The following is a 22,614-nucleotide window of genomic DNA, read 5'->3' as shown; positions in this document are numbered from 1 at the left end:
TCACAGCAGCCGCAGGTCGACCGAGTCCGCCAGGGCGGCGAGTCCCGCGTCGCCCGGATGCAGGTGGTCCCCGCTGTCGTACGCGGGCAGGATCCGGGACGGCCGTTGCGGGTCCCGGACCACCGCGTCGAAGTCGAGCACGCCGTCGAAGACCCCGCCGTCCCGGATCCACTCGTTCACCGCGACCCGCTCGGAGTCGACGGCGGCCGTGCAGCGCGCCTCGCCCTCGCACGGCAGGATCGTCGCCGCGAGCATCCTGACACCCCGGGCATGCCCGCGTGCCGCCAGCTCGCGCAGGCCCGCGATCACCTGCTCCGCCGAGGTGCCCCAGCGCAGGTCGTTGACGCCTTCGAAGACGACCGCCGTCCGCGCCGACGGCTGGGCGAGGACGTCCCGGTCGAAGCGGTGCAGGGCACTCACCCCGGCCGTGTCCGTGGACACCCCGTCGCCGGGATACCGGTCGGTGACCACGCGGTTGCCCGAGATGCCCTGGTTCAGCACGCCGTAGCGTGGGACGGTGTTCTGCCGGAGCAGCCGGTCGGACAGGACGTTCGGCCAGCGCCGGTTGGCGTCGACCGTGGACTTGTCGCCGTCGGTGATCGAGTCCCCGAGCAGCACCACGGACCCGGGCCCGCCGCTCACATCGACCCCGGCGAGCAGCGGCCAGCTGGTGATCACCGAGCTGTACGCGTCCGCGGAGCCGTCCGCCGCGTGGTCGCCCGGCCCGCTGACGTACGACCGCTGCTGCGCGAGCCGGTGCACGGGCGCCGCCGCCACGGTGCCGGGCAGGTGAAAGCTCACCAGCAGATCGGCGTCCGCCGGGACGGCGAAGCCCAGCGGATCGCTGTACGCCTGGGCCCCGGCCGGGATCTCCACGCTCTCCGCACCACCGAAGGACAGCGGCACCGGCGTTCCGCGTGCAGCCGCACCCGACGCCCGCACGGCGACCGTCGCGCTGCCGATCCGTACCGGCGCCGCCGCGAAGGTGTTGTCGAAGCGCACCCGTACCCGGGACCCGCCCGCCGATGTGTGCACGACCAGCCGCAGCGTCCGGTCCGTCCAGGGCCCGACCGCGCTGTAGCCGCCGGCCGACGTCGTCCAGCTGCCCGTCCAGCCCCGCGTCGCGGTCCGTACCGACACCGCGAAGACGTGCAGCCCGGTCGCGTGCGGCAGCCGGACCGAGGCGACCGGGCGCCCCGGGACCAGCGGCACGGTCAGGACGTACAGGCGGGCCCGCTCGGCGAGTTGCCCGCCGGGCGTGTTGATGTGCGGCAGGGCCACCGCCTTCGTGGCGAGCGGCCCGGTGCGCCAGTCGGGCGCGGTCACCCGGTACGCCGAGCGGGTGCCGTTCGCGTACGTGATCACGCCCGGGCCGCCCGCCTCGGTGCCGCCGGTGCCCGCCACCAGGAAGGCGAGGGCGTCCCCGCGCCCCGTGACGCGTACGTCCTGGCCGGCCGCGCGGACGTTGTCCGGCTCGCCGGGCTGCCGCCGCGGCCAGGTCAGCCGGGCCCCCTGGACGGTGAGGCCGCGGCCGGGCGTCCAGCCCGCGGCCGTGAGGTCCTGGGCCGACAGGGAGGCACCGGAACCGTCGAAATCGGCCCGCGTGGGCCGGTCGTCGTCGCTGACGGCGATGTTGTCGAACAGCCGCTCCAGCGGCAGCGGCGCGGCCCGCCGCTCCTCGACGGCCCGCGCCGCTGCCGCCGGCATCAGGGACGCGCACAGGGCCAGGACGACCAGGATCCCCCGGACACATCGGCGCACGGCCGACTCCTCCCGCTCATCGACACACGACGCAACAAGACGAAACGCAGGGACGGAACAGAAGACACGACGAGAGCCGAGACGCACGACGCCTGGTGAAACTAGGGAGACTTCAGGGGCCCGTCAACGAGCCGTGCGCGAACTCGGCGTGAACTCGTCAGGAAGTGGCGAGCCCGCGCGCCTGTGGTGCGTACGGCGGTACGAATGACACGCTGGACGTATGAACATCCCTTTCCTGGGCAACCGGCGCCGGAAGCTCGGGGTGCCCGATCCGGCAGGCATCGCGGAACTCCTCGCCGAGTGTGAACTGCTCCGCTCCCAGGCGTCCCGGGCGGGTGTCCGGCTCGACGACTCGGCGGCCTCGCTGGAGGCTCTGGACCAGCTCGTGCCACGCTGGCGGGACGACGAGGAGACCCTGACCTGGCTCGGCAACGACGCAGGGCTCTACCTGGGCACCGTCATCGTGCGCACCGTGGCGGGAGCAGCCTGGGAGATCCGGTCCGACGGACAGCCCGTGGTGCGGCTCGCCTCCGGCCGGGAGTTCGACGTCGTGGACTCAGGTCACGAGTGGGCCGCGAACGGGGTGCCCGAGCTGTCCCAGCTGTACGCGGAAGTCGCGGAGGCGTGAGACTGGTCCTCGGAACCCTTGAACCTCAGAACCCATCGAGCCTCAGGACCCTTAAGCCTCAGAACCTTTGGCCAAAGTCCGCCGTAAATACGGCTAATGATCGAAAAGTGCGTGTCGCCCGACAAGTCCGATCTTGCCTGGATACGTTGCGGCAACCACCACACAGCTGAGAGTGAGTAGGGCTGAGTATGGCCGTCGATCCGCTGATCGAGCTGCGTGACGTCAACAAGCACTTCGGGGAGTTGCATGTCCTCCAGGACATCAACCTCACCGTCGGCAGGGGGGAGGTGGTCGTGGTCATCGGCCCGTCGGGGTCGGGAAAGTCGACACTCTGCCGGGCGATCAACCGTCTGGAGACCATCGAGTCCGGAGAGATCGTCCTCGACGGGCAGCCGCTGCCGGACGAGGGCAAGCCCCTGGCGCGGCTGCGCGCCGATGTCGGCATGGTCTTCCAGTCGTTCAACCTCTTCGCCCACAAGACCGTCCTCCAGAACGTCTCCCTGGGGCAGGTGAAGGTCCGCGGGCGCCGGAAGGAGGACGCCGAGAAGCGCTCCCGCGAACTGCTCGACCGGGTCGGCGTGGCCGACCAGGCGGACAAGTACCCGGCGCAGCTCTCCGGCGGCCAGCAGCAGCGCGTGGCCATCGCCCGCGCCCTGGCCATGGAGCCCAAGGCGATGCTCTTCGACGAGCCGACCTCGGCCCTCGACCCGGAGATGATCAACGAGGTGCTGGAGGTCATGAAGCAACTGGCCCGCGAAGGCATGACCATGATCGTCGTCACGCACGAGATGGGCTTCGCCCGCTCGGCCGCCAATCGCGTCGTCTTCATGGCCGACGGCCGGATCGTCGAGGACCGCACCCCCGACGAGTTCTTCACCAACCCCACCAGCGACCGCGCCAAGGACTTCCTCTCCAAGATCCTCAAGCACTGAACGGGCGGGCACCGGACGGCTCGTCGCATCGGACCTCGACTACGATGTGCCCTTCATCCCTGTCGGAGAGGGGGACTTCGCCGAATTCCGCCGATCCGCCCGGGGTGAGCAGACCGCCCGCCCGGTCCGCGGGCCATTCCCACCGGGTGCGGCCCCCATGGCCGTCGGCCACGGGGGCGGCGGTTCACATCGGCCAGGCCCGTCCGGCGGCAGCCGGAGATCACTGCTCGCGCAGCGGAACCGACACGTACGACGGGTCGTTCGCCGGCGAGGAGAAGGTCAGCTGCGCGCCGGACGGGTTGTGCTCGATGTAGAGCGGGTCGACCGTGTCGACGACCAGGGCGAGGCGGTGCCCGGCCGGGACGTCGTAGGCCGTGGAGTACAGCTCCAGGTCGACGCCGAACGGCTTTCCGGGAGTGCGCCCGTGGAAGGTGTACGGCGCGTTGGTGACCAGCTTGCCGAGGCCGAGCGGCCCCACGTCGTACAGGTAGGCGACGAGGGTGCCGCTCTCCTTGGTCGGGGTGAGGGTCGTGTGCAACGTCGCCGTCCCGCGCACCTGTTGGGCCGTGGCGTACTTCTCCGACTGCCACACGGCGGCCCAGCGGCGGGGGAGCAGGGGGATCGAGGCCATCGGGGGCAGCTGGGCCACCTGGTCGAGGATGCTGGACAGGAAGACGACTCCGCCGTCGGCCCCCGAGTTCACGTTCGTACGGATCGTGGTGGTGCCCGCGAGGGCGATCTTCCGGTGCGTCGCGCCGGCCGACTTCCAGTCCGGGTAGCCCTCGTAGCCGCCCGCCGAGCGGGACTTGAGCTGGACGGGCTGTTCCCGGTCGATGCCGTTGTCCTCGCCCCTGAGGTAGTGGTCGAACCAGCGCTCGGTGTCCTTCCACACGTCGTTGGGCAGCCCGAACAGGCCGGTCATCTCCGCGGTGGCGTGGTCTCCGGGGCGCATTTCCAGCCGCTTCGGGCCGGTCAGCTTCTCGTAGAAGTCGGCGTACTGGTTGGGCGGGAAGATCGTGTCGCCCCAGGCGTTGGCGAGCATGACCGCCGCGCCGTTCTTGTTGATCTGGTCGACGTAGGTCGCAGCGGAACGTTTCTTCCCCCAGGCGACGAGCTCCGGTTCCTTCGCCAGGTTGGAGGCGTAGAAGTCGTCGAAGACCTGCCGGAGTTCGGCGCTCTGCCGGCCCGTCACCACGCTCGCGCCGTCCAGCAGGGCGGCCGCCTGGACGTGCTGGGTGCGCCCGCTGTAGATCGAGCCGATCAGGTCGGCCCAGCCGCTCAGCGAGGCGACCGCGCGGACCCGCTTGTCGTGCGCGGCGGTGAGCAGGCTGATGCCGGCGCCGTAGGAGACGCCCGCCATGCCGATGTGCCCGGCGTCCGAGGGGGTGTGGGCCAGCGCCCAGTCGATGACTTTCGAGGCGTCGGCTATGTCGGGCGGGCCCGCGACTTCTATCTCGCCGCCCGACTGCCAGAAGCCGCGCACGTTGTAGGTGACGACGACGTACCCGGAGTCGGCGAGCTTCTGGGCCTGGGCCAGGTACTCGACCTGGGGCAGCCCCCAGCTCGTGGGCATGACGAGCAGCGGGTAGCGGTGCGTGCCGTCGGCGCCGGCCGGCGTGACGACGTTGGCCTTGAGGACGGTGCCGCCGTCGCCGGTGATGTCGACGAACCGGATCGGGTTCGGCGCCGCCTGTGCGGTGGGGGCGAGTCCGAGGGCGGTACCGGCGACCAGGGTCGCCGAGACGGCGCCTACGGCGGTGGTGCGCAGGGCCTTGCGGTGGTGTCCCACGGGTCACTCCTCACTCGTGTCAGTGCAAAGTGACCGAACGGTAACCGTGCCTCCTTACCACTGGTAACCCGTCGGTAAGTTACGTGCCAGTAACGATTGTTGAGAAGTGGAGGACTTCAGGAGGCCCGATGGCTGTTGCGTGGAGCCGGGGCGGGCAGCGGCGTCTGTGCCGCGCGCGTCACGTCCTCCATCATTTCGACGACGTCCGGCCCGTACGCCTGCGAGTTGATCACCTTCAGCAGCAGTACGAACGAGTTGTTGCCGTACTTGCGGGCCAGCCCCTCGTGGTTGCGCGCGAGATAGCGGGTGGTGGCCTGGTTGGTTATCGACGTCTGGCCGCAGAACAGGAAGACCGGACGGGTGTGCTGGCTCCGCTCCGCCGTCAGCCGGGCCAGCAGCGCGTACTCCTCCTTGCCGTTCTCCAGGCGGTAGCGGTCGGTCCCGACCAGGAACGAGCCCCGGTCCGGGCTCGGTTCGGCGTCGACGTTCACCCGCACACCCGGCAGCAGGGAGGACAGGTGCGCCGCCATACGGCGATTGGACGCCGGGCCGCCCACGCAGAACTCGGTGCGCTCACCGAATCCCTGACGTGCCGTGTCGTGCGGGAGGATCTGGGCGTGGGCGTTGCAGTCCTTGATCAGCGCGGCGAGTTCGAGCAGCGCGAACACGTCGTAGCGCATCACGGCGAACTCGGGCCCCGCGGCACCCCGGTTCACCACCAGCAGCGATTCGGAGTTGTCGGGCAGTCCGAAGAAGGCCTGCTTCCGGCGGAGCTTGCGCTTCCACACGTAGGTGCGGGTCACCCAGCCGAGCGCGGCACTGATACCCGCCGCGACCACGCCCAGGACGATGTTGCGCACGTCGTCATTCATGTGCGCGCATGGTAGCGGGCCCGACGCACCGGTGTTCGACGCATTCCTGACGCGGCCATGGCCATGAATTAAGCTGCGCGGACGGCCTTTGACTGGAGGTGCGGATGCGTCGCCCTGTCGCACGGAATCTGACGGTCCTGGCGGTTGCGGCCGCCGTGGTGGTGTCGGTGGGAGCGGCGGCGCCACCCACCGCGCAGAGCACCGGCGGTGAGAAGAGCCCCCTGGCAGTCGGCTACGGCGGCGCCGTCTCCAGCGTCGACCGGGACGCCTCCGCCGCCGGTATCGAGGTCCTGCGCAAGGGCGGCAACGCCGTCGACGCGGCCGTCGCCACGGCCGCCGCGCTCGGTGTCACCGAGCCCTACTCGGCCGGCGTCGGCGGAGGCGGCTACTTCGTCTACTACGACGCCAAGTCCCGCACGGTCCACACCATCGACGGCCGCGAGACCGCCCCGCTGACGGCCGACAAGAACCTGTTCGTCGAGAACGGCAAGCCCATCCCCTTCGCCGACGCCGTCAGCAGCGGCCTGAGCGTCGGCACCCCCGGCTCGCCCGCCACCTGGCAGACGGCACTGGACAAGTGGGGCAGCAAGCCGCTCGCCGGCGTGCTGCAGCCGGCCGAGCGGCTCGCCCGCGAGGGCTTCAGGGTCGACGAGACCTTCCGCTCGCAGACGGCGTCCAACGAGACCCGCTTCCGCTACTTCCCGGCCACCGCCGAGCTGTTCCTGCCCGGCGGACGGCTTCCCGTCGTCGGCTCCACCTTCAAGAACCCGGACCTCGCCCGCACCTACGCGGAGCTGGCCCGCAAGGGCGTCGGCGCCCTCTACCGCGGTGACATCGGCCGGGACATCGTCGACACGGTCAACAAGCCGCCCGTGGACCCCGCCTCGGGCTGGAACGCCCGCCCCGGCGACCTCTCCGAGAGGGACCTGGCCGCCTACCGCGCCAAGCTCCAGGCACCCACCAGGACCTCGTACCGCGGCCTCGGCGTCTACTCCATGGCGCCGTCCTCCTCCGGTGGCACGACGATCGGCGAGGCGCTCAACATCCTGGAGCGGACCGACCTGTCGAAGGCGAGCCAGGCGCAGTACCTGCACCGCTACATCGAGGCAAGCAGGATCGCCTTCGCGGACCGGGGCCGCTGGGTGGGCGACCCGGCCTTCGAAGACGTACCGACCAAGGAATTGCTGTCGCAGCGGTTCGCCGACTCGCGCGAGTGCCTGATCAAGGACGACGCGGTGCTCACCAGTCCGCTGGCGCCGGGTGATCCGCGCCGTCCCGAGCGGTGCGGCTCCGGCGGTACGGCCGCTCCGACGACGTACGAGGGCGACAGCACGACGCATCTGACGGTGGCCGACAAGTGGGGGAACGTCGTCGCCTACACGCTCACCATCGAGCAGACGGGCGGCAGCGGGATCACCGTGCCGGGGCGGGGGTTCCTCCTCAACAACGAGCTGACGGACTTCTCCTTCACCCCGGCGAATCCCGCCGTGCACGACCCGAACCTGCCGGGGCCGGGGAAGCGGCCGCGGTCGTCGATCTCGCCGACGATCGTTCTCGACCGGCATGACAGGCCCGTGGTGGCGCTCGGCTCGCCCGGTGGGGCGACCATCATCACGACCGTGCTGCAGACGCTGATCGGGTTCCTCGACCGGGGGTTGCCGCTGGTGGACGCGATCGCGGCGCCCCGGGCCAGTCAGCGGAACGCCGCGCAGACCGAGTTGGAACCCGGGTTGTACGACAACGCCGGGTTGAGGAAGCAGTTGGAGGCGATCGGGCACTCCTTCAAGGTGAACCCGGAGATCGGGGCGGCCACGGGGGTGCAGCGGTTGCCGGACGGGAAATGGCTCGCCGCGGCGGAGACCGTGCGGCGCGGTGGCGGGTCGGCGATGGTGGTGCGGCCGGTGCGGTGACGGGTTCGTCCGCCGGGTCACAACTCGGCGGGTGGCGTCTCCTGGGTGCGGAACGCAAGGTGGCCGTCCTCCGTGTCCACCGTCACCCGGCCGCCCTCCGACACCCGGCCGTCCAGCAGCAGTCGGGACAGCTCGTTGTCCACCTCGCGCTGGATCGTGCGGCGCAACGGGCGGGCGCCGTACTCCGGCTGGTAGCCGTGGTCGGCGAGCCACTCCACCGCTCGGTCGGTGAAGGTCACCGAGATGCCCTTGCTCCGCACCAGGGACCTGGTGCGGTCCAGCAGGAGGTTGGTGATCCGGCGCAGCTGTTCCGTGCTGAGCTGGCGGAAGACGACGATCTCGTCGATGCGGTTGAGGAACTCGGGGCGGAAGTGCTCCCGCAGCGGGCGCAGGATCTGTTCGCGCCGGGCCTCCTCGTCCGCGTCGGCGCCGCCTGACGCGAAGCCCACGGAGGCACCGCGGCGGGTGATCACCTCGGAGCCGAGGTTGCTGGTCATCACGATGACGGTGTTCGTGAAGTCGACCGTGCGGCCCTGGGAGTCGGTGAGGCGTCCGTCGTCGAGGACCTGGAGCAGGATGTTGAAGACGTCCGGGTGGGCCTTCTCCACCTCGTCCAGCAGGAGCAGCGAGTACGGGTGCCGGCGGACGACCTCGGTGAGCTGGCCGGCCTCCTCGTGGCCGACGTAGCCGGGCGGGGCGCCGACCAGGCGGCTGACCGTGTGCCGCTCCTGGTACTCGCTCATGTCGAGGCGGACCATGCGGTCCTCGCTGCCGAACAGGGCCTCGGCGAGCGCCCGGGCCAGTTCGGTCTTGCCGACGCCGGTCGGGCCGAGGAACAGGAAGCTGCCGATCGGGCGGTCGGGGCTGGCCAGTCCGGCGCGGGAGCGCAGCACCGCGTCCGAGACGACCCGCACGGCCTCGTCCTGGCCGACCACCCGCTCGTGCAGATGCTCCTCCAGGTGCAGCAGGCGGTCCTTCTCCTCCTGGGTGAGGCTGCTGACCGGGATGCCGGTCTGCCGGGACACCACCTCGGCGATCGCCTCGGCCCCGACGACCAGGTCCTGGCCCTCGTCGATCTCGCCCTCGCCGCCGGCCTGGGTGATCCGCAGCTTCAGCTCCACGATCCGGTCGCGCAACTGGGTGGCTTGCTCGTACTGCTCGTCCGCGACCGCCTGGTCCTTGTCCCGGGTCAGCTGCTCCAGCTCCCGCTCCATGGCCCGTACGTCGGTGCCCTTGGTGCGGGCGCGCAGCCGGACCCGGGCACCGGCCTGGTCGATCAGGTCGATCGCCTTGTCCGGCAGCCGGCGGTCGGTGAGGTAGCGGTCGGACAGCTCCACGGCGGCGACCAGGGCCTCGTCGGTGTAGCGGACCTGGTGGTGGGCCTCGTAGCGGTCCTGGAGGCCGCGCAGAATCTCGATCGCGTCGGCCGCGGTCGGTTCCGGCACCATGATCGGCTGGAAGCGGCGGGCCAGCGCCGCGTCCTTCTCGATCCGGCGGTACTCCTCCAGCGTCGTGGCGCCCACGATGTGCAGCTCGCCGCGGGCGAGGGCCGGCTTGAGGATGTTGCCCGCGTCCATGGAGCCGCCGTCGCCGCCGCCGGCACCGGCGCCCACGACCGTGTGCAACTCGTCGATGAAGATGATCAACTGGTCCGAGTGGGCGCGGATCTCACCGACGATGTTGTTCATCCGCTCCTCGAAGTCGCCCCGGTAGCGGGTGCCCGCGACCACACCCGTCAGGTCCAGGGCGACCACGCGGCGCCCGATCAGCACGTCGGGCACGTCCCCCTCGGAGATGCGCTGCGCCAGCCCCTCCACGATGGCGGTCTTGCCGACGCCCGCGTCGCCGATCAGCACCGGGTTGTTCTTGCCGCGGCGGGAGAGGACCTCGACGGTCTGCTCGATCTCCTGGTCCCGGCCGATCACCGGGTCGATACGGCCCTGCCGGGCCAGCTCGGTGAGGTCGCGGCCGTACTTGTCGAGGGTCGGCGTGTTCGTCGGGCGCGGCCGCTCGGCCTGGGGCGCCTCCGGGGCCTCGGGGGGTTCCGAGGGGGCGAAACGGGCCGCGTTGAGGATGTGCCCGGCGGCCGAGTCGGGGTTCGAGGCCAGGGCGCTGAGCACGTGCTCCGGCCCGATGTAGCCGTAGCCGCGGGCCCGGGCCATGTCGTGCGCGTCCAGCAGGGCGCGCTTGGCGGCCGGGGTGAGGGAGAGCGCGGTCGGCGGCGGTGCGTCGTCCGGGGTGTGCTGGGCCGGGCCCGACCGCTCGTCGATCTGCGACGCCAGCGAGTCGGGGTTCGCACCGGCCTTGCTGAGCAGGGTCCGGGTGGGCTCGGTGGCGAGCGCCGCCCGCAGCAGGTGTTCCGTGTCGAGATCCCGGCTGCCGTGCTCGGCGGCGTACTGGGCGGCGCCGCGGACGAGCTCCCGGGCCGGCTGACTGAGCAGCCGGCCGATGTCGATCTGCCGTGGACCGGGACGCGGTCCGCCGAAGAAGCGTGCGAGGAATTCTCCGAAGGGATCCGAGCCGTAGCCCTCCGGGCTGGTGAAGCCGCTGCTCATGGGCCTTCCGTTCCCGGCGTCCCCGGCGCGCGGGCGGGGGACGCCCTCGCTGGTCGACGTGCCGGGGTCGGGTAACCCGGGTGGCAGCCCGTTACACCTGGGGCGCGCTCGTAGAACACCTTCGCACGATCGTGGACGAGAGGCACCTTCGGGGCATACCAGGCAATCCTGGCGTGCGTCAGCGCGCCGTCAGGATTCCTCGGCCCCGGGTTCGTGATCGCCGCCGTGTACTCCGCGCGGGCCGCGCGGGAGCCGTCGTCCGTCTTCAGGGCCGGCCGTCGGGGGCCGCGTGGAAGGTGTCCGTGCCGCCCGCGATGCCCATGGGTTCGATCGCCGGCGCCATGCCGATCCGTGCCGCAGCCGCATCCCGCGCCCCGGACGGCCCGGCACCGAGGGGTCCTCGGGCATCCGGCGGCCGATGCCGTGGCCGCCGAAGCCGTCCGGGATGCCGTAGCCCGCGGCGCGGCAGACGGTGCCGATCGCGTGGACGATGTCGCGCCCGCCTCGCGCAGTGCGTCGTGCGCCACCTCGTCCAGTTCCAGCAGGGAGACGCCCACGTCAGCGGCCTTCCGCGCGGCCGTCAGGGCGCGGGCGACGACCTGGCGCGAACGGGGGCATGGCGCGCACCCTTCTCACCCCCGAAGAGCGCGAACGCGGCGAACGGCTCGGTCGACGCTCGGGCTGTCGTTGGACGAGCCGGCCGTGCGGTGCGTACCGGTGCCGGTCTGACGACGCGGCGCTGAGGCTCCTGCGCCGCGTGTGAAAACTCGCCGTAGCACGGCTGTAACACGACTGGTGTTGCCTACTGGGCGGAGTGCTCCGGTCGGGTGGGAGTTGAGCGATGGCGGCGGATCGACTCCCGAGTGACGTACGGGAGTTCGTGCTTTACCTGGACGGTCTGCTGGCACGACTGGACCCGTCCGGGGGCTGGTGCGCGGTGTTCTGGCAGCGTGACCCCGAGGGCATGCGGGCCTGTCTCGACGGGCGTGAGATGCCGCCGTGGGACGTGGTCGAGGCGCTGTTGCAGGACCTGGCCGGGCAGTACGGCCCGGGAGGCGCGGGCCCGGAGACGGAACGCGCCCGGTCCCTGCATGCCGCCGCACTCGCCGCGTACGATGCCCGGCCCGGTGGCCGTGACGCCCTCGGGGACCGGCTCGACGTCATGCTCCGCGAACAGAAGTACGCCGCCGAGCGCCAGGCGGAACTGACCCGCCTCCTCGCCACCGCCCCCACCCGCGAACAGGCCGACGCCCTCCGCCTCGACCTCGCCTGGGCCCACGACGACCACGAACGCGCGACAGCGCGCTGCGCGGAACTCCGGGCCCGGATGGCCGACTTGGACCGCCGCGAGCGGGGCGTGTTCCACGGGGTGTGGGATGACGGTGACGGGCAGGGTGACGGCGGGCCCGGGTCTGCCGCGGGCGCGGCTTCGGACGGTCGCGGCGGCGCATCCCCGGTCGGGGCCGACGCTGCCTGGTCGGGCGCGTGGCGCCGCAGGCCGGACGGCAGAGGCTTCGTGGCGGCGGACAGGGGTTCGCGAGCAGGATCCGGCAGGGGGGCGAGCCCTGGGACGGCGCCGGAGGACGGTCGCCCGGCAGGGGCCCACGGGCACACGGCTGACGGCCCGTCCCCGAACAGCGGCCGTGGGCGACCAGCCCCGGGCGGCCCGTACGACCCCGGTACGCCTGCCACGCCCTGGCACCGCGACGACCCGGCGTCAGGCGTGACGGGCGTGGCCGGCCGCGATGCCCCCCGGCATACGGACGCCGGGACGGACCCGACAGGGCGCCCCGGCACCCATGACGGCGAGTTCCCGGCGGGGCGTGCCGCCTCGCGGGAGGCTCGGGCCGATGCCCGCGAGCGTGAGGGCCGGGCCGGCTGGGGTGCCTCGGGGGAAGCCGGGGGTGGTGGTGCCTCCGGCGTTTCCGGGGCTCCGGTTCGCGGGGCAGATGGGGGTGACGGCGAGTTTCACGCGGGGCGTGCCAGCTCGCGGCAGGCCTCGGCCGACGGCGCGTCCGGCGTCTTCGGGGCTCCGGCCGGCTGGGCCGATGCCCGCGACGCCGAGTTTCCGGCGGGGCGTGCCGCCTCGCGGGAGGCTCGGGCCGATGCCCGCGAGCGTGAGGGCCGGGCCGGCTGGGGTGCCTCCCGGGAAGCCGCAGCCAGCGGTGCGCCCGGCGCCTTTGCCGCAACGGCCCCAGTCGTCCCCGAACCCCTGGCCACACCTGCATCTTCAGTCACCCCGGAAACCCTGGACGCCCCAGAACCCCCAGCCGTTACCGAAGTCCCGGCCCCCAAGCAACGCAAACGCCGCCGCGGCGGTGCCCGGTTCGCCGGGATGGTCGAGGAGGATGCCGCACCCGTCGTCGCGCCCTCCGGTGCTGTGCCGCTGCTTCCTGACCCCGCCCCCGCGACCGGCCGCCGTACGCCCCGTGGTGCGCGGTTCGCCGGGGCCGCCGAGGACGTGGGGGAGGAGCGGGCGGAGTCGCGGGCCGTGGGAGCCGGTGGGGCGGAGCGGAGGGACGTCGCACGGGCCGTCGAGACCCTCGCGCGGCTGCGGAAGGAGGGGCGCAGCGGCGAGGCGCACGCTCTGCTGGCCGAGGCCGCGTCCTGGGCCCCGGTCCGGTTCCCGCTGCTCGCGCACGAGCTGGAGCGGGCCGGGCTCGGTGCGGACTGGCAGACCCTGCTCTGGGAGGCCGCCTCGCTGCCCGCCGGGCGGCTGGTCGCCGCGGCCGACGCGCTGGGCGCGGCCGGGCGCGCGGGCGACGGGCAGCAGATCCTGCGGCAGGGCGTCGCCCGGCCCCCGGGCGAGATCGGAGAGGCAGTCCTCGGGCTCGTCGCCGCGGGGCGTGACCGCGAGGTGCGCGTGCTGCTCGACGCGTACGTCAGGGCGCGCACCCCCGAGGAGGCGGCCCGCAGCGCCGAGCCCGGTCCGCAGACCCTCGTACCGCTCCTGCTGGAGGCCGCCCGGGGGGTGTCGGACGAGCGCCGCTGGGACCTCGTGCACGCCCTCCGGGTCGCCGGATTCCCTGCCTGACCGGGCATCTCGTGCCCCCGGCGACTCACCCACAGGAGTGCGAATCGCGCCCGGCACCGCGGGTTGGCGACGATGGTCTTGGCAAGCCCGAGCCGGAGGCTTACGTTCGTGGCTCTACGGCCCGCTTCTACGGGCGTAGAGGCGCAGACGTCGCGTCGAAGGAGCAGCTCATGGCCAACGTCGTACGTGCCGCCCTGGTCCAGGCCACCTGGACCGGCGACACCGAGTCCATGGTGGCGAAACACGAGGAGCACGCCCGCGAGGCGGCCCGCCGGGGCGCGAAGATCATCGGTTTCCAGGAAGTCTTCAACAGCCCCTATTTCTGTCAGGTCGAGGAGCCGGAGCACTACCGCTGGGCCGAGCCGGTCCCCGACGGGCCGACCGTGCGGCGCATGCGGGCCCTCGCGCGCGAGACCGGCATGGTGATCGTCGCGCCGGTGTTCGAGGCGGAGCAGCCCGGCTTCTACTACAACACCGCGGCCGTGATCGACGCCGACGGCACCTACCTCGGCAAGTACCGCAAGCACCACATCCCGCAGCTCAAGGGGTTCCGCGAGAAGTTCTACTTCAAGCCCGGCAACCTCGGCTGGCCCGTCTTCGACACGGCGGCCGGCAAGGTCGGCGTCTACATCTGCTACGACCGCCACTTCCCGGAGGGCTGGCGGCAACTCGGCCTGGCCGGGGCCCAGCTCGTCTACAACCCCTCCGCCACCCACCGCAGCCTGTCGTCCCACCTGTGGCGGCTGGAGCAGCCCGCGGCGGCCGTCGCCAACGGGTACTACATCGCCGCGATCAACCGCGTCGGACAGGAGGAGTACGGCGACAACGACTTCTACGGTACGAGCTACTTCGTCGACCCCCGCGGGCAGTTCGTGGGCGACGTCGCCAGTGACAGCCAGGAGGAGCTCGTGATCCGGGACCTGGACATCGACCTCATCGAAGAAGTGCGGCAGACGTGGGCCTTCTACCGCGACCGCCGCCCCGACGCCTACGAAGGACTGGTGCAGCCGTGACCAACGACCTGCTGGGCCGCCACCGGGCCGTGCTCCCCGACTGGCTCGCCCTCTACTACGAGGACCCCCTCGAGATCACCCACGGCGAGGGCCGTCACGTCTGGGACGCCCACGGCAACCGGTACCTCGACTTCTTCGGCGGCATCCTCACCACGATGACCGCGCACGCCCTGCCCGAGGTGACCAAGGCGGTGAGCGAGCAGGCCGGGCGGATCATCCACTCGTCGACCCTGTACCTCAACCGGCCGATGGTCGAACTCGCCGAGCGCGTGGCCCAGCTGAGCGGCATCCCGGACGCCCGCGTCTTCTTCACCACCTCCGGGACCGAGGCCAACGACACCGCCCTCCTGCTCGCCACCACCTACCGGCGCAGCAACACGGTCCTGGCCATGCGCAACAGCTACCACGGCCGCTCCTTCAGCGCCGTCGGCATCACCGGCAACCGCGGCTGGTCCCCGACCTCGCTGTCCCCGCTCCAGACGCTGTACGTCCACGGCGGCGTGCGCACCCGCGGCCCGTACGCCTCCCTCGGCGACGACGACTTCATCGCGGCCTGCGTCGACGACCTGGTCGACCTGCTCGGGCACACCCGCGCCCCGGCCGCGCTGATCGCCGAACCCATCCAGGGCATCGGCGGCTTCACCTCACCGCCCGACGGGCTCTACGCCGCGTTCCGCGAGGTGCTGAACGAGCACGGCGTCCTGTGGATCGCCGACGAGGTGCAGACCGGCTGGGGCCGCACCGGCGAACACTTCTGGGGCTGGCAGGCCCACGGCCGGAACGGGCCGCCGGACATCATGACCTTCGCCAAGGGCATCGGCAACGGCATGTCCATCGGCGGCGTCGTCGCCCGCTCCGAGATCATGAACTGCCTCGACTCCAACAGCATCTCCACGTTCGGCGGCACCCAGATCACCATGGCGGCGGGCCTCGCCAACCTCAACTACCTGCTGGAACACGACCTCCAGGGCAACGCCCGGCGCGTCGGCGGCATGCTCATCGAGCGGCTGCGGTCCGCCGCCGCGCAGGTGCCGGCCGTACGGGAGGTGCGCGGACGCGGACTGATGATCGGCATCGAGATCACCAGGCCGGGGACCGACCAGGCCGACCCGCAGGCCGCAGCGGCCGTCCTGGAGGCGGCCCGCGAGGGCGGCCTGCTGATCGGCAAGGGCGGCGGCCACAACACCAGCGCCCTGCGCGTCGCCCCGCCGCTGTCCCTCAACGTCGCGGAGGCCGAGGAAGGCGCCGCGATCCTCGAGAACGCTCTGAGGAGCATCCAGTAGCAGTGCACTGAACAAGGGAACGGCACCATGACCATCACCTTGGATTCCCTGGGACCCGCGCTGTCGGTCCGGCAGGTCCTCACCCTGGAGCGGGTGCTCGCCGGGGAGCCCGAGGTGGTGGCCGGCGCGAGCCATCTCGACCGGCCGGTGCGCTGGGTGCACGTCGCCGAGGCCGCCGACGTCGGCGTGATGCTCAGCGGCGGCGAGATGGTCCTCACCACCGGTGTGCTGCTCGCCGGCGACGAGGAGAAGCAGGCCGAGTACGTCCGGTCGCTGCACCGCGCGGAAGCCGCCGCCGTTGTCCTCGGACTGGGCCGCGCCTTCCCCGCCGCACCGGCCGTGATGCGCCGGGCCGCCGAGCGGTGCGGGCTGCCGATGGTCGTCCTGCACCGGCCCTTCCCCTTCGCCGAGCTGACCGAGGAGGTCCAGTCACGGCTCGTGCGGCGCAAGTTCGCCGCCGTCAGCCTCTCCGAGGCCGTCCGCACCGAACTCACCGCCCTCATCACCGCGGGCGCCCCGCTGCAACGCCTGCTCGACGAGGTCGCCCGGCACAGCGCCTGCCCGGTCGTCGTCACCAACCTCGCCCACCGCGTCCTCGGCACGGCGGGGGAGCGGCCGGCGGTGGACGACGTGCTGCGCGACTGGGAGCGCATCGCCCGCCAGGCCGGAGGCACCGAGGGCGACGGCTGGATCCGGGCCGAGCTGGGCGGACGCGGGGAGCGCTGGGGCCGGATCGTGCTGTGCGGCTACCGGGGCGACACCGCCACCGGGCGGCTGCTGGCCGACCGCGCCGCCGAGGCCCTCGTGCTGCACCGCATGCTCGGCGGCGGCGCCGCGTGCTCCTGGGAGGAGCAGTCCGCGCAGAGCCTGCTGACCGACCTGGTCAGCGGTGTCGTACCGGCGCGGCAACTGCTGCCCAGGGCGCGCGCGGCCGGGCTGCCGGTCAACCGGCGGACGTTCGTGCCGCTGGTCGTCCGCGACGGCGACACCGCCCGGCTCGACCGGCTGCTCCGTCTGCTGGGCCTGCCCGGGCTGGTCGCCGAGCTGGCCGACGGGGCCACCGCCGTGCTGCTCAGCCTGCCCCGCGACCAGGACGCGGACGCCCTCGCCGCGCACTTCGCGACCCGGCTGCGCACCGAGTCCGGCCCGTCCCGCACGGTCGTCGCCGCGGCCGACCCCCGGGCCGTCTGGGAGGACGTCCCCGCCGGACTGCGCGAGGCCCAGCACGTGGCGGACGCCGTCGCCGACTCCGCCGCCGCCCTCGACCTCCCGCCGGTCGTCCGCCTGCGCGATGTCCACCTGCGGGGCCTGATCCGCCTGCTGCGCGACGATCCGCACGTGCAGTCCTTCGCGGAGCGGGAGCTGGACGGGCTGCTGTGCGAGACCGACGAGGACCTGCTGTCCGTCCTGCGCACCTACCTCGCCACCGGTCGCAACAAGTCCCGGACCGCCCAGCTCCACCACGTCTCGCGGCCCGCCCTCTACCGCCGCCTGGAAGCCATACAGGTCCGCCTCGGGGTGGACCTCGACGACTTCGAGCAGGCCGCCTCGGTGCACATCGCACTCCTCGCGCACGACGCGCAACAGCAGTGAAACACCCGACCACCTGGGAAAACGGCGGTGAAACATGGGCTCACGGCAGAGTGACACGGTGACACGCCGCACGCCCGCAGACGTGACACGGTGCAACTCAAAGTGCGCTTCCCGGCTTCCTAGGCTCACGGCACACCGAGCGACCGGAGGTCCCGATGAGCCGAGTGATCCGTGCCGCCGTCTTCCAGACCGCCTGGACGGGCGACAAGGAGTCGATGATCCAGGTCCACGAGCAGGCGGTCCGCGACGCGGCCGCGCAGGGTGCCCAAGTCCTGTGCTTCCAGGAGCTGTTCTACGGACCGTACTTCTGCCAGGTCCAGGACCCGGCCTTCTACGAGTACGCCGAGCAGATCCCCGAGGGCCCGATCGTCCGCCGCTTCCAGGCCCTCGCCAAGGAACTTGGCATCGTCCTGGTCCTGCCGATGTACGAGGAAGAGCAGCCCGGCGTCCTCTACAACACCGCCGCCGTGATCGACGCGGACGGCTCCTACCTGGGCAAGTACCGCAAGACGCACATCCCGCAGGTGAGGGGTTTCTGGGAGAAGTTCTACTTCCGCCCCGGCAACTCCGGCTGGCCGGTCTTCGAGACCGCCGTCGGCAAGGTCGGCGTCTACATCTGCTACGACCGCCACTTCCCCGAGGGCTGGCGCGCACTCGGCCTCGCGGGCGCCGAACTCGTCTTCAACCCCTCGGCCACCTCCCGCGGCCTGTCGGGCTACCTCTGGCAGCTGGAGCAGCCGGCGGCTGCCGTCGCCAACGAGTACTTCGTGGGCGCGATCAACCGGGTGGGGGTCGAGGAGTACGGCGACAACGACTTCTACGGGACGTCGTACTTCGTCGACCCGGAGGCCCAGTTCGTCGGCGAGGTGGCGAGCGACAAGGAACCCGAACTGGTGGTCCGCGACCTGGACATGGCCAAACTCCGCGAGGTCCGCGACCGCTGGCAGTTCTACCGGGACAGGGCCCCGGGGGCGTACGGGCCACTGACAGCACCCTGAAACGCCCGCTGGGGACACGCCTTAAGGGGCGCGGGGCCGTATTCGACATGCGGCTACCGCCGCGCGGGCGCGAGCAACCACCGACAACCGGCACGCATCCACCGCGAGGAGCGACCACGACATGAGCAGCCGTACAGTCATCCGCGGCGGCCTCGTCATCACCGCATCCGACGAGATCCACGCCGACGTCCTGATCGAGGACGGCCGCATCGCCGCCCTCGCAGCCACCGGCACACCCGCCGCCGAAACATTCACCGCCGACCGAGTCATCGACGCCACAGGAAAGTACGTCATCCCCGGCGGCGTAGACGCCCACACCCACATGGAGCTCCCCTTCGGCGGCACCTTCGCCTCCGACACCTTCGAGACCGGCACCCGCGCCGCCGCCTGGGGCGGCACGACCACGATCATCGACTTCGCCGTGCAGAGCGTCGGGCACAGCCTACGCGAGGGCCTCGACGCCTGGCACGCCAAGGCCGAGCACAACTGCGCCATCGACTACGGCTTCCACATGATCGTCTCCGACGTGAACCAGGAGACGCTCAAGGAGATGGACCTGCTGATCGAGGAGGGCGTCACCTCCTTCAAGCAGTTCATGGCCTACCCGGGCGTCTTCTACAGCGACGACGGCCAGATCCTGCGCGCCATGCAGCGCTCCGCCGAGAACGGCGGCCTGATCATGATGCACGCCGAGAACGGCATCGCGATCGACGTCCTGGTCGAGCAGGCGCTGGCCCGCGGCGAGACCGACCCGCGCTACCACGGCGAGGTCCGCAAGGCCCTGCTGGAGGCCGAGGCCACCCACCGCGCCATCAAGCTCGCGCAGGTCGCGGGCGCGCCCCTGTACGTCGTGCACGTCTCGGCGACGGAGGCGGTCGCCGAGCTGGCGCGGGCCCGCGACGAGGGGCTGAACGTCTTCGGCGAGACCTGCCCGCAGTACCTGTTCCTGTCCACCGACAACCTCGCCGAGCCGGACTTCGAGGGCGCGAAGTACGTGTGCAGCACCCCGCTCAGGCCGAAGGAGCACCAGGCCAAGCTGTGGCAGGGACTGCGGACGAACGACCTCCAGGTGGTCTCCACCGACCACTGCCCCTTCTGCTTCGTGGGGCAGAAGGAACTCGGCCGCGGCGACTTCTCCAGGATCCCCAATGGTCTGCCGGGTGTGGAGAACCGTATGGACCTGCTCCACCAGGCCGTCCTGGACGGGCACATCTCGCGCCGCCGGTGGATCGAGATCGCCTGCGCCACCCCGGCCCGGATGTTCGGCCTCTACCCGAAGAAGGGCACCATCGCGCCGGGCGCCGACGCCGACGTCGTCATCTACGACCCGCACGCCGAGCAGGTCATGTCGGCCGAAACCCACCACATGAACGTCGACTACTCGGCGTACGAGGGCAAGCGCGTCACCGGCCGGGTCGAGACGGTCCTCTCGCGCGGCGTACCGGTCATCACCGAGCGGGAGTACACCGGGCACGCCGGGCACGGCGTCTTCACCCCGCGTTCCACCTGTCAGTACCTCAACTAGGAGTGGCGCAGATGGACTTCGGACTCGTCCTGCAGACCGACCCGCCGGCCTCGCGGGTGATCAGCCTGATGAAACGCGCGGAACGGAACGGATTCTCGTACGGCTGGACCTTCGACTCCGCCGTGCTGTGGCAGGAGCCGTTCGTGATCTACAGCCAGATCCTGGCCAACACCACGAAACTGAAGGTCGGGCCGATGGTGACCAACCCCGGCACCCGCACCTGGGAGGTCACCGCCTCCACCTTCGCCACCCTCAACGACATGTTCGGCAACCGCACGGTCTGCGGCATCGGCCGCGGCGACTCCGCGATGCGCGTGGCCGGCCGCAAGCCCAACACGCTGGCCCGGATCAGCGAGGCCATGAAGGTCATCCGGGCCCTCGGCAGCGGCCAGGAGGCCGACCTCGGCGGCGGCACGGTCGTCCGGTTCCCGTGGATCGGGCCGGGCGCAGAACTCCCCGTGTGGATGGCCGCGTACGGACCCAAGGCCCTGAAGATGACCGGCGAGGAGGCCGACGGGTTCATCCTCCAGCTGGCCGACCTGTACCTGACCGAGTACATGGTCAAGGCCGTGAAGGACGCGGCCGTCACCGCCGGCCGGGACCCGTCGGCGGTGACCATCTGCGTGGCCGCCCCGGCCTACGTCACCGAGGACGACTCGCCCGAGGCGCTCGCCCACGCGCGCGACCAGTGCCGGTGGTTCGGCGGGATGGTCGGCAACCACGTGGCCGACCTGGTGTCCAAGTACGGCGAGCACTCGGCCGCCGTCCCCGACGAACTCACCGACTACATCAAGGCGCGCGAGGGCTACGACTACTCCCACCACGGCCGCGCCGGCAACCCGGACACCCAGTTCGTGCCCGACGAGATCGTCGACCGGTTCTGTCTGATCGGCCCGGTCGAGAAGCACGTCGAGAAGCTGAACGCGCTGCGCGCCCTCGGTGTGGACCAGTTCGCCGTCTACGACATGCACGACGCGCAGGAAGCCGTGATCGACACCTACGGATCGCGGGTGATCCCCGCCGTCAACGCCTGACCTCCTCCCCGCGGCACCCCCTTCGAACTCCCCCTTCCCGGCGGCCCGGGGAGGGGGCCCAGGACGCTTGTCGAGCGCACCCCCCATCGGCGCCACCCGCATGGCCTTTCCCGACCCACTTCCCCTGATTGGCCTGGCCCATGACCGACACCGCTCCCACGGCCCCACCGCCGACCACCCAAGTCACCCTCGCCGACGGCCGGGTGGAGATCGCCCCGGGCGCCCCCGCGCCGACCGGGCCCTACGCCAACGAGGACCTGCTGCCGGTCCCCGTCGACAAGCGCACCTGGACGACGTACAACTTCTCCGCGCTGTGGGTCGGCATGGCCCACAACACGGCCTCCTGGACCCTGGCCTCCGGTCTCATCGCCGTCGGCATGGACTGGAAGCAGGCGGTGTTCACCATCGCCCTGGCCAATGTGATCGTGCTGATACCGATGCTGCTCACCGGGCACGCCGGGCCCAAGTACGGCATACCCTTCCCCGTCTTCGCCCGGGCCTCCTTCGGCATCCGCGGGGCCAACCTGCCCGCCGTCGTACGGGCGCTGGTGGCGTGCGGCTGGTTCGGCATCCAGACCTGGATCGGCGGCGAGGCCATCTACTTCCTGGCCGGCAAGCTCATCGGCAGCGGCTGGGCGGACGCGGCGAAGGTCGGTGGCTACGCCTGGACGATGTGGCTGTCGTTCGCGATCTTCTGGGCGCTCCAGGTCGTCATCATCTACCGCGGCATGGAGACCATCCGCCGGTTCGAGAACTGGGCGGCGCCGTTCGTGCTCGTCGGTGCGTTCGTGATGCTGTGGTGGATGAGCGACAAGGCGGGCGGCTTCGGCCCGCTGTTCGACCAGCCGTCCAAGCTCGGCTGGGGCGCCGACTTCTGGAAGCTGTTCGCGCCCGCCCTCATGGGCATGATCGGCTTCTGGTCGACGCTGTCGCTGAACATCCCCGACTTCACCCGCTACGGCAAGAGCCAGAAGGCACAGACGTGGGGTCAGGCCCTCGGTCTGCCGACGACCATGACGCTGTTCGCGTTCCTGTCCGTGATGGTCACCTCCGGCTCGCAGGCCGTCTACGGCGAGGCGATCTGGGACCCGGTACAGCTCGCGGCCAGGACCGACAACACGGTGGGCCTGCTGTTCGCCCTCGTCACCGTCCTGGTGGCCACGCTGTCCGTCAACGTCGCGGCCAACCTGGTCTCACCGGCGTTCGACTTCTCCAACATCGCGCCGCGGAAGATCAGTTTCCGGGCGGGCGCGCTCGCCACCTGCGTCCTCGGTGTGCTGATCTTCCCGTGGAAGCTGTACTCCGACCCGCAGGGCTACATCTTCACCTGGCTCGGGCTGGTCGGCGGCCTGCTCGGCACCGTCGCGGGCATCCTCATCGCCGACTACTGGATCCTGCGCCGCTCCCGGCTCGACCTGGCCGACCTGTACCGCACGGGCGGGCGCTACTGGTACGAGGGCGGCTGGAACTGGCGGGCCGTCGTCGCCTTCGTGGCCGGCGGTGTCCTCGCCGTCGGCGGCGCCAGCTTCAAGCCGCTGATCGACGGCCGCCCCATCCCGGCACTGGCCGATCTGGCCGACTACGGCTGGGCGGTGGGCCTGGGCACGTCGATGGTGCTGTACCTGGTGCTGATGGCGGCACGGGGCGGGAACCGGGCCACCGTCTGACCCGGCACGCGCACGACACG

The 22,614-nt window shown here is 71.5% G+C and carries 15 protein-coding genes and 1 pseudogene; 11 read left to right on the top strand and 5 right to left on the bottom strand.

What is annotated here, in order from left to right; genetic code table 11:
- Entirely contained in the window at positions 1–1,707 is a 1,707-nt protein-coding gene (locus SCNRRL3882_RS07515; protein ID WP_231911228.1) for an SGNH/GDSL hydrolase family protein, read from the bottom strand.
- Positions 1,708–1,981: 274 nt separating this feature from the next.
- Here SCNRRL3882_RS07515 and SCNRRL3882_RS07510 point away from each other — a divergent pair, with 274 nt between their 5' ends.
- Positions 1,982–2,389, top strand: coding sequence for a DUF6278 family protein (locus SCNRRL3882_RS07510; protein ID WP_010038886.1), 408 nt, complete (start codon positions 1,982–1,984; stop codon positions 2,387–2,389).
- 188 nt (positions 2,390–2,577) lie between these two features.
- A complete protein-coding gene (locus SCNRRL3882_RS07505) occupies positions 2,578–3,321 on the top strand; it encodes an amino acid ABC transporter ATP-binding protein (RefSeq protein ID WP_010038885.1) in 744 nt (247 codons plus the stop codon).
- 220 nt (positions 3,322–3,541) lie between these two features.
- Here the strand turns inward: SCNRRL3882_RS07505 and SCNRRL3882_RS07500 are convergent, their stop codons facing one another.
- Both SCNRRL3882_RS07500 and SCNRRL3882_RS07495 read right to left on the bottom strand, forming a co-directional pair.
- Entirely contained in the window at positions 3,542–5,110 is a 1,569-nt protein-coding gene (locus SCNRRL3882_RS07500) for a CocE/NonD family hydrolase (RefSeq protein ID WP_010038884.1), read from the bottom strand.
- A 116-nt stretch (positions 5,111–5,226) separates the two neighbouring features.
- On the bottom strand, positions 5,227–5,982 hold the full coding sequence (locus SCNRRL3882_RS07495) for a hypothetical protein (RefSeq protein ID WP_029181107.1): 756 nt from the start codon (positions 5,980–5,982) through the stop codon (positions 5,227–5,229).
- 104 nt (positions 5,983–6,086) lie between these two features.
- On the opposite strand from SCNRRL3882_RS07495, the gene ggt reads away from it, so the two are divergent.
- Complete coding sequence (gene ggt / locus SCNRRL3882_RS07490) at positions 6,087–7,892, top strand: gamma-glutamyltransferase (RefSeq protein ID WP_010038882.1); 1,806 nt, start codon at positions 6,087–6,089, stop codon at positions 7,890–7,892.
- A gap of 17 nt (positions 7,893–7,909) precedes the next feature.
- On the opposite strand, the gene SCNRRL3882_RS07485 is transcribed toward ggt, so the two are convergent.
- Complete coding sequence (locus SCNRRL3882_RS07485; protein ID WP_102514765.1) at positions 7,910–10,447, bottom strand: ATP-dependent Clp protease ATP-binding subunit; 2,538 nt, start codon at positions 10,445–10,447, stop codon at positions 7,910–7,912.
- A 178-nt stretch (positions 10,448–10,625) separates the two neighbouring features.
- A pseudogene (locus tag SCNRRL3882_RS41650) lies at positions 10,626–11,049 on the bottom strand (M24 family metallopeptidase); the annotation flags it as partial.
- A gap of 239 nt (positions 11,050–11,288) precedes the next feature.
- Here SCNRRL3882_RS41650 and SCNRRL3882_RS07475 point away from each other — a divergent pair.
- The 8 genes from SCNRRL3882_RS07475 (at position 11,289) to SCNRRL3882_RS07440 (ending at position 22,594) form a co-directional block, all read left to right on the top strand.
- On the top strand, positions 11,289–13,481 hold the full coding sequence (locus tag SCNRRL3882_RS07475) for a hypothetical protein (RefSeq protein WP_102514764.1): 2,193 nt from the start codon (positions 11,289–11,291) through the stop codon (positions 13,479–13,481).
- Positions 13,482–13,651: 170 nt separating this feature from the next.
- A complete protein-coding gene (locus SCNRRL3882_RS07470) occupies positions 13,652–14,494 on the top strand; it encodes a nitrilase-related carbon-nitrogen hydrolase (RefSeq protein WP_010038870.1) in 843 nt (280 codons plus the stop codon).
- Entirely contained in the window at positions 14,491–15,777 is a 1,287-nt protein-coding gene (locus SCNRRL3882_RS07465; protein ID WP_010038867.1) for an aspartate aminotransferase family protein, read from the top strand. The genes SCNRRL3882_RS07470 and SCNRRL3882_RS07465 overlap by 4 nt, the downstream gene beginning before the upstream one ends.
- Before the next feature lie 27 nt (positions 15,778–15,804).
- Positions 15,805–17,370: a PucR family transcriptional regulator gene (locus SCNRRL3882_RS07460; RefSeq protein WP_010038866.1), complete on the top strand. Its 1,566-nt coding sequence runs from the start codon at positions 15,805–15,807 to the stop codon at positions 17,368–17,370.
- Between the two features lie 155 nt (positions 17,371–17,525).
- Positions 17,526–18,368 carry a nitrilase-related carbon-nitrogen hydrolase gene (locus SCNRRL3882_RS07455; protein ID WP_010038864.1) on the top strand — a complete coding sequence of 281 codons (843 nt, stop codon included), beginning with the start codon at positions 17,526–17,528 and terminating at the stop codon, positions 18,366–18,368.
- Positions 18,369–18,489: 121 nt separating this feature from the next.
- Positions 18,490–19,893 (top strand): dihydropyrimidinase, encoded by a 1,404-nt coding sequence (gene hydA, locus SCNRRL3882_RS07450; protein WP_010038862.1) that lies wholly within the window; start codon positions 18,490–18,492, stop codon positions 19,891–19,893.
- A gap of 11 nt (positions 19,894–19,904) precedes the next feature.
- Positions 19,905–20,927 (top strand): TIGR03842 family LLM class F420-dependent oxidoreductase, encoded by a 1,023-nt coding sequence (locus tag SCNRRL3882_RS07445; protein WP_010038859.1) that lies wholly within the window; start codon positions 19,905–19,907, stop codon positions 20,925–20,927.
- Between the two features lie 140 nt (positions 20,928–21,067).
- Positions 21,068–22,594, top strand: a complete 1,527-nt coding sequence (locus SCNRRL3882_RS07440) for an NCS1 family nucleobase:cation symporter-1 (protein WP_010038857.1) — start codon at positions 21,068–21,070, stop codon at positions 22,592–22,594.
- Positions 22,595–22,614 lie beyond the last annotated feature (20 nt).

This window comes from Streptomyces chartreusis NRRL 3882 (assembly GCF_900236475.1).
Classification (GTDB): domain Bacteria; phylum Actinomycetota; class Actinomycetes; order Streptomycetales; family Streptomycetaceae; genus Streptomyces; species Streptomyces chartreusis_D.
Note: the sequence above shows the minus strand (reverse complement) of the source record. Positions and strands in the feature narration are given on the sequence as shown.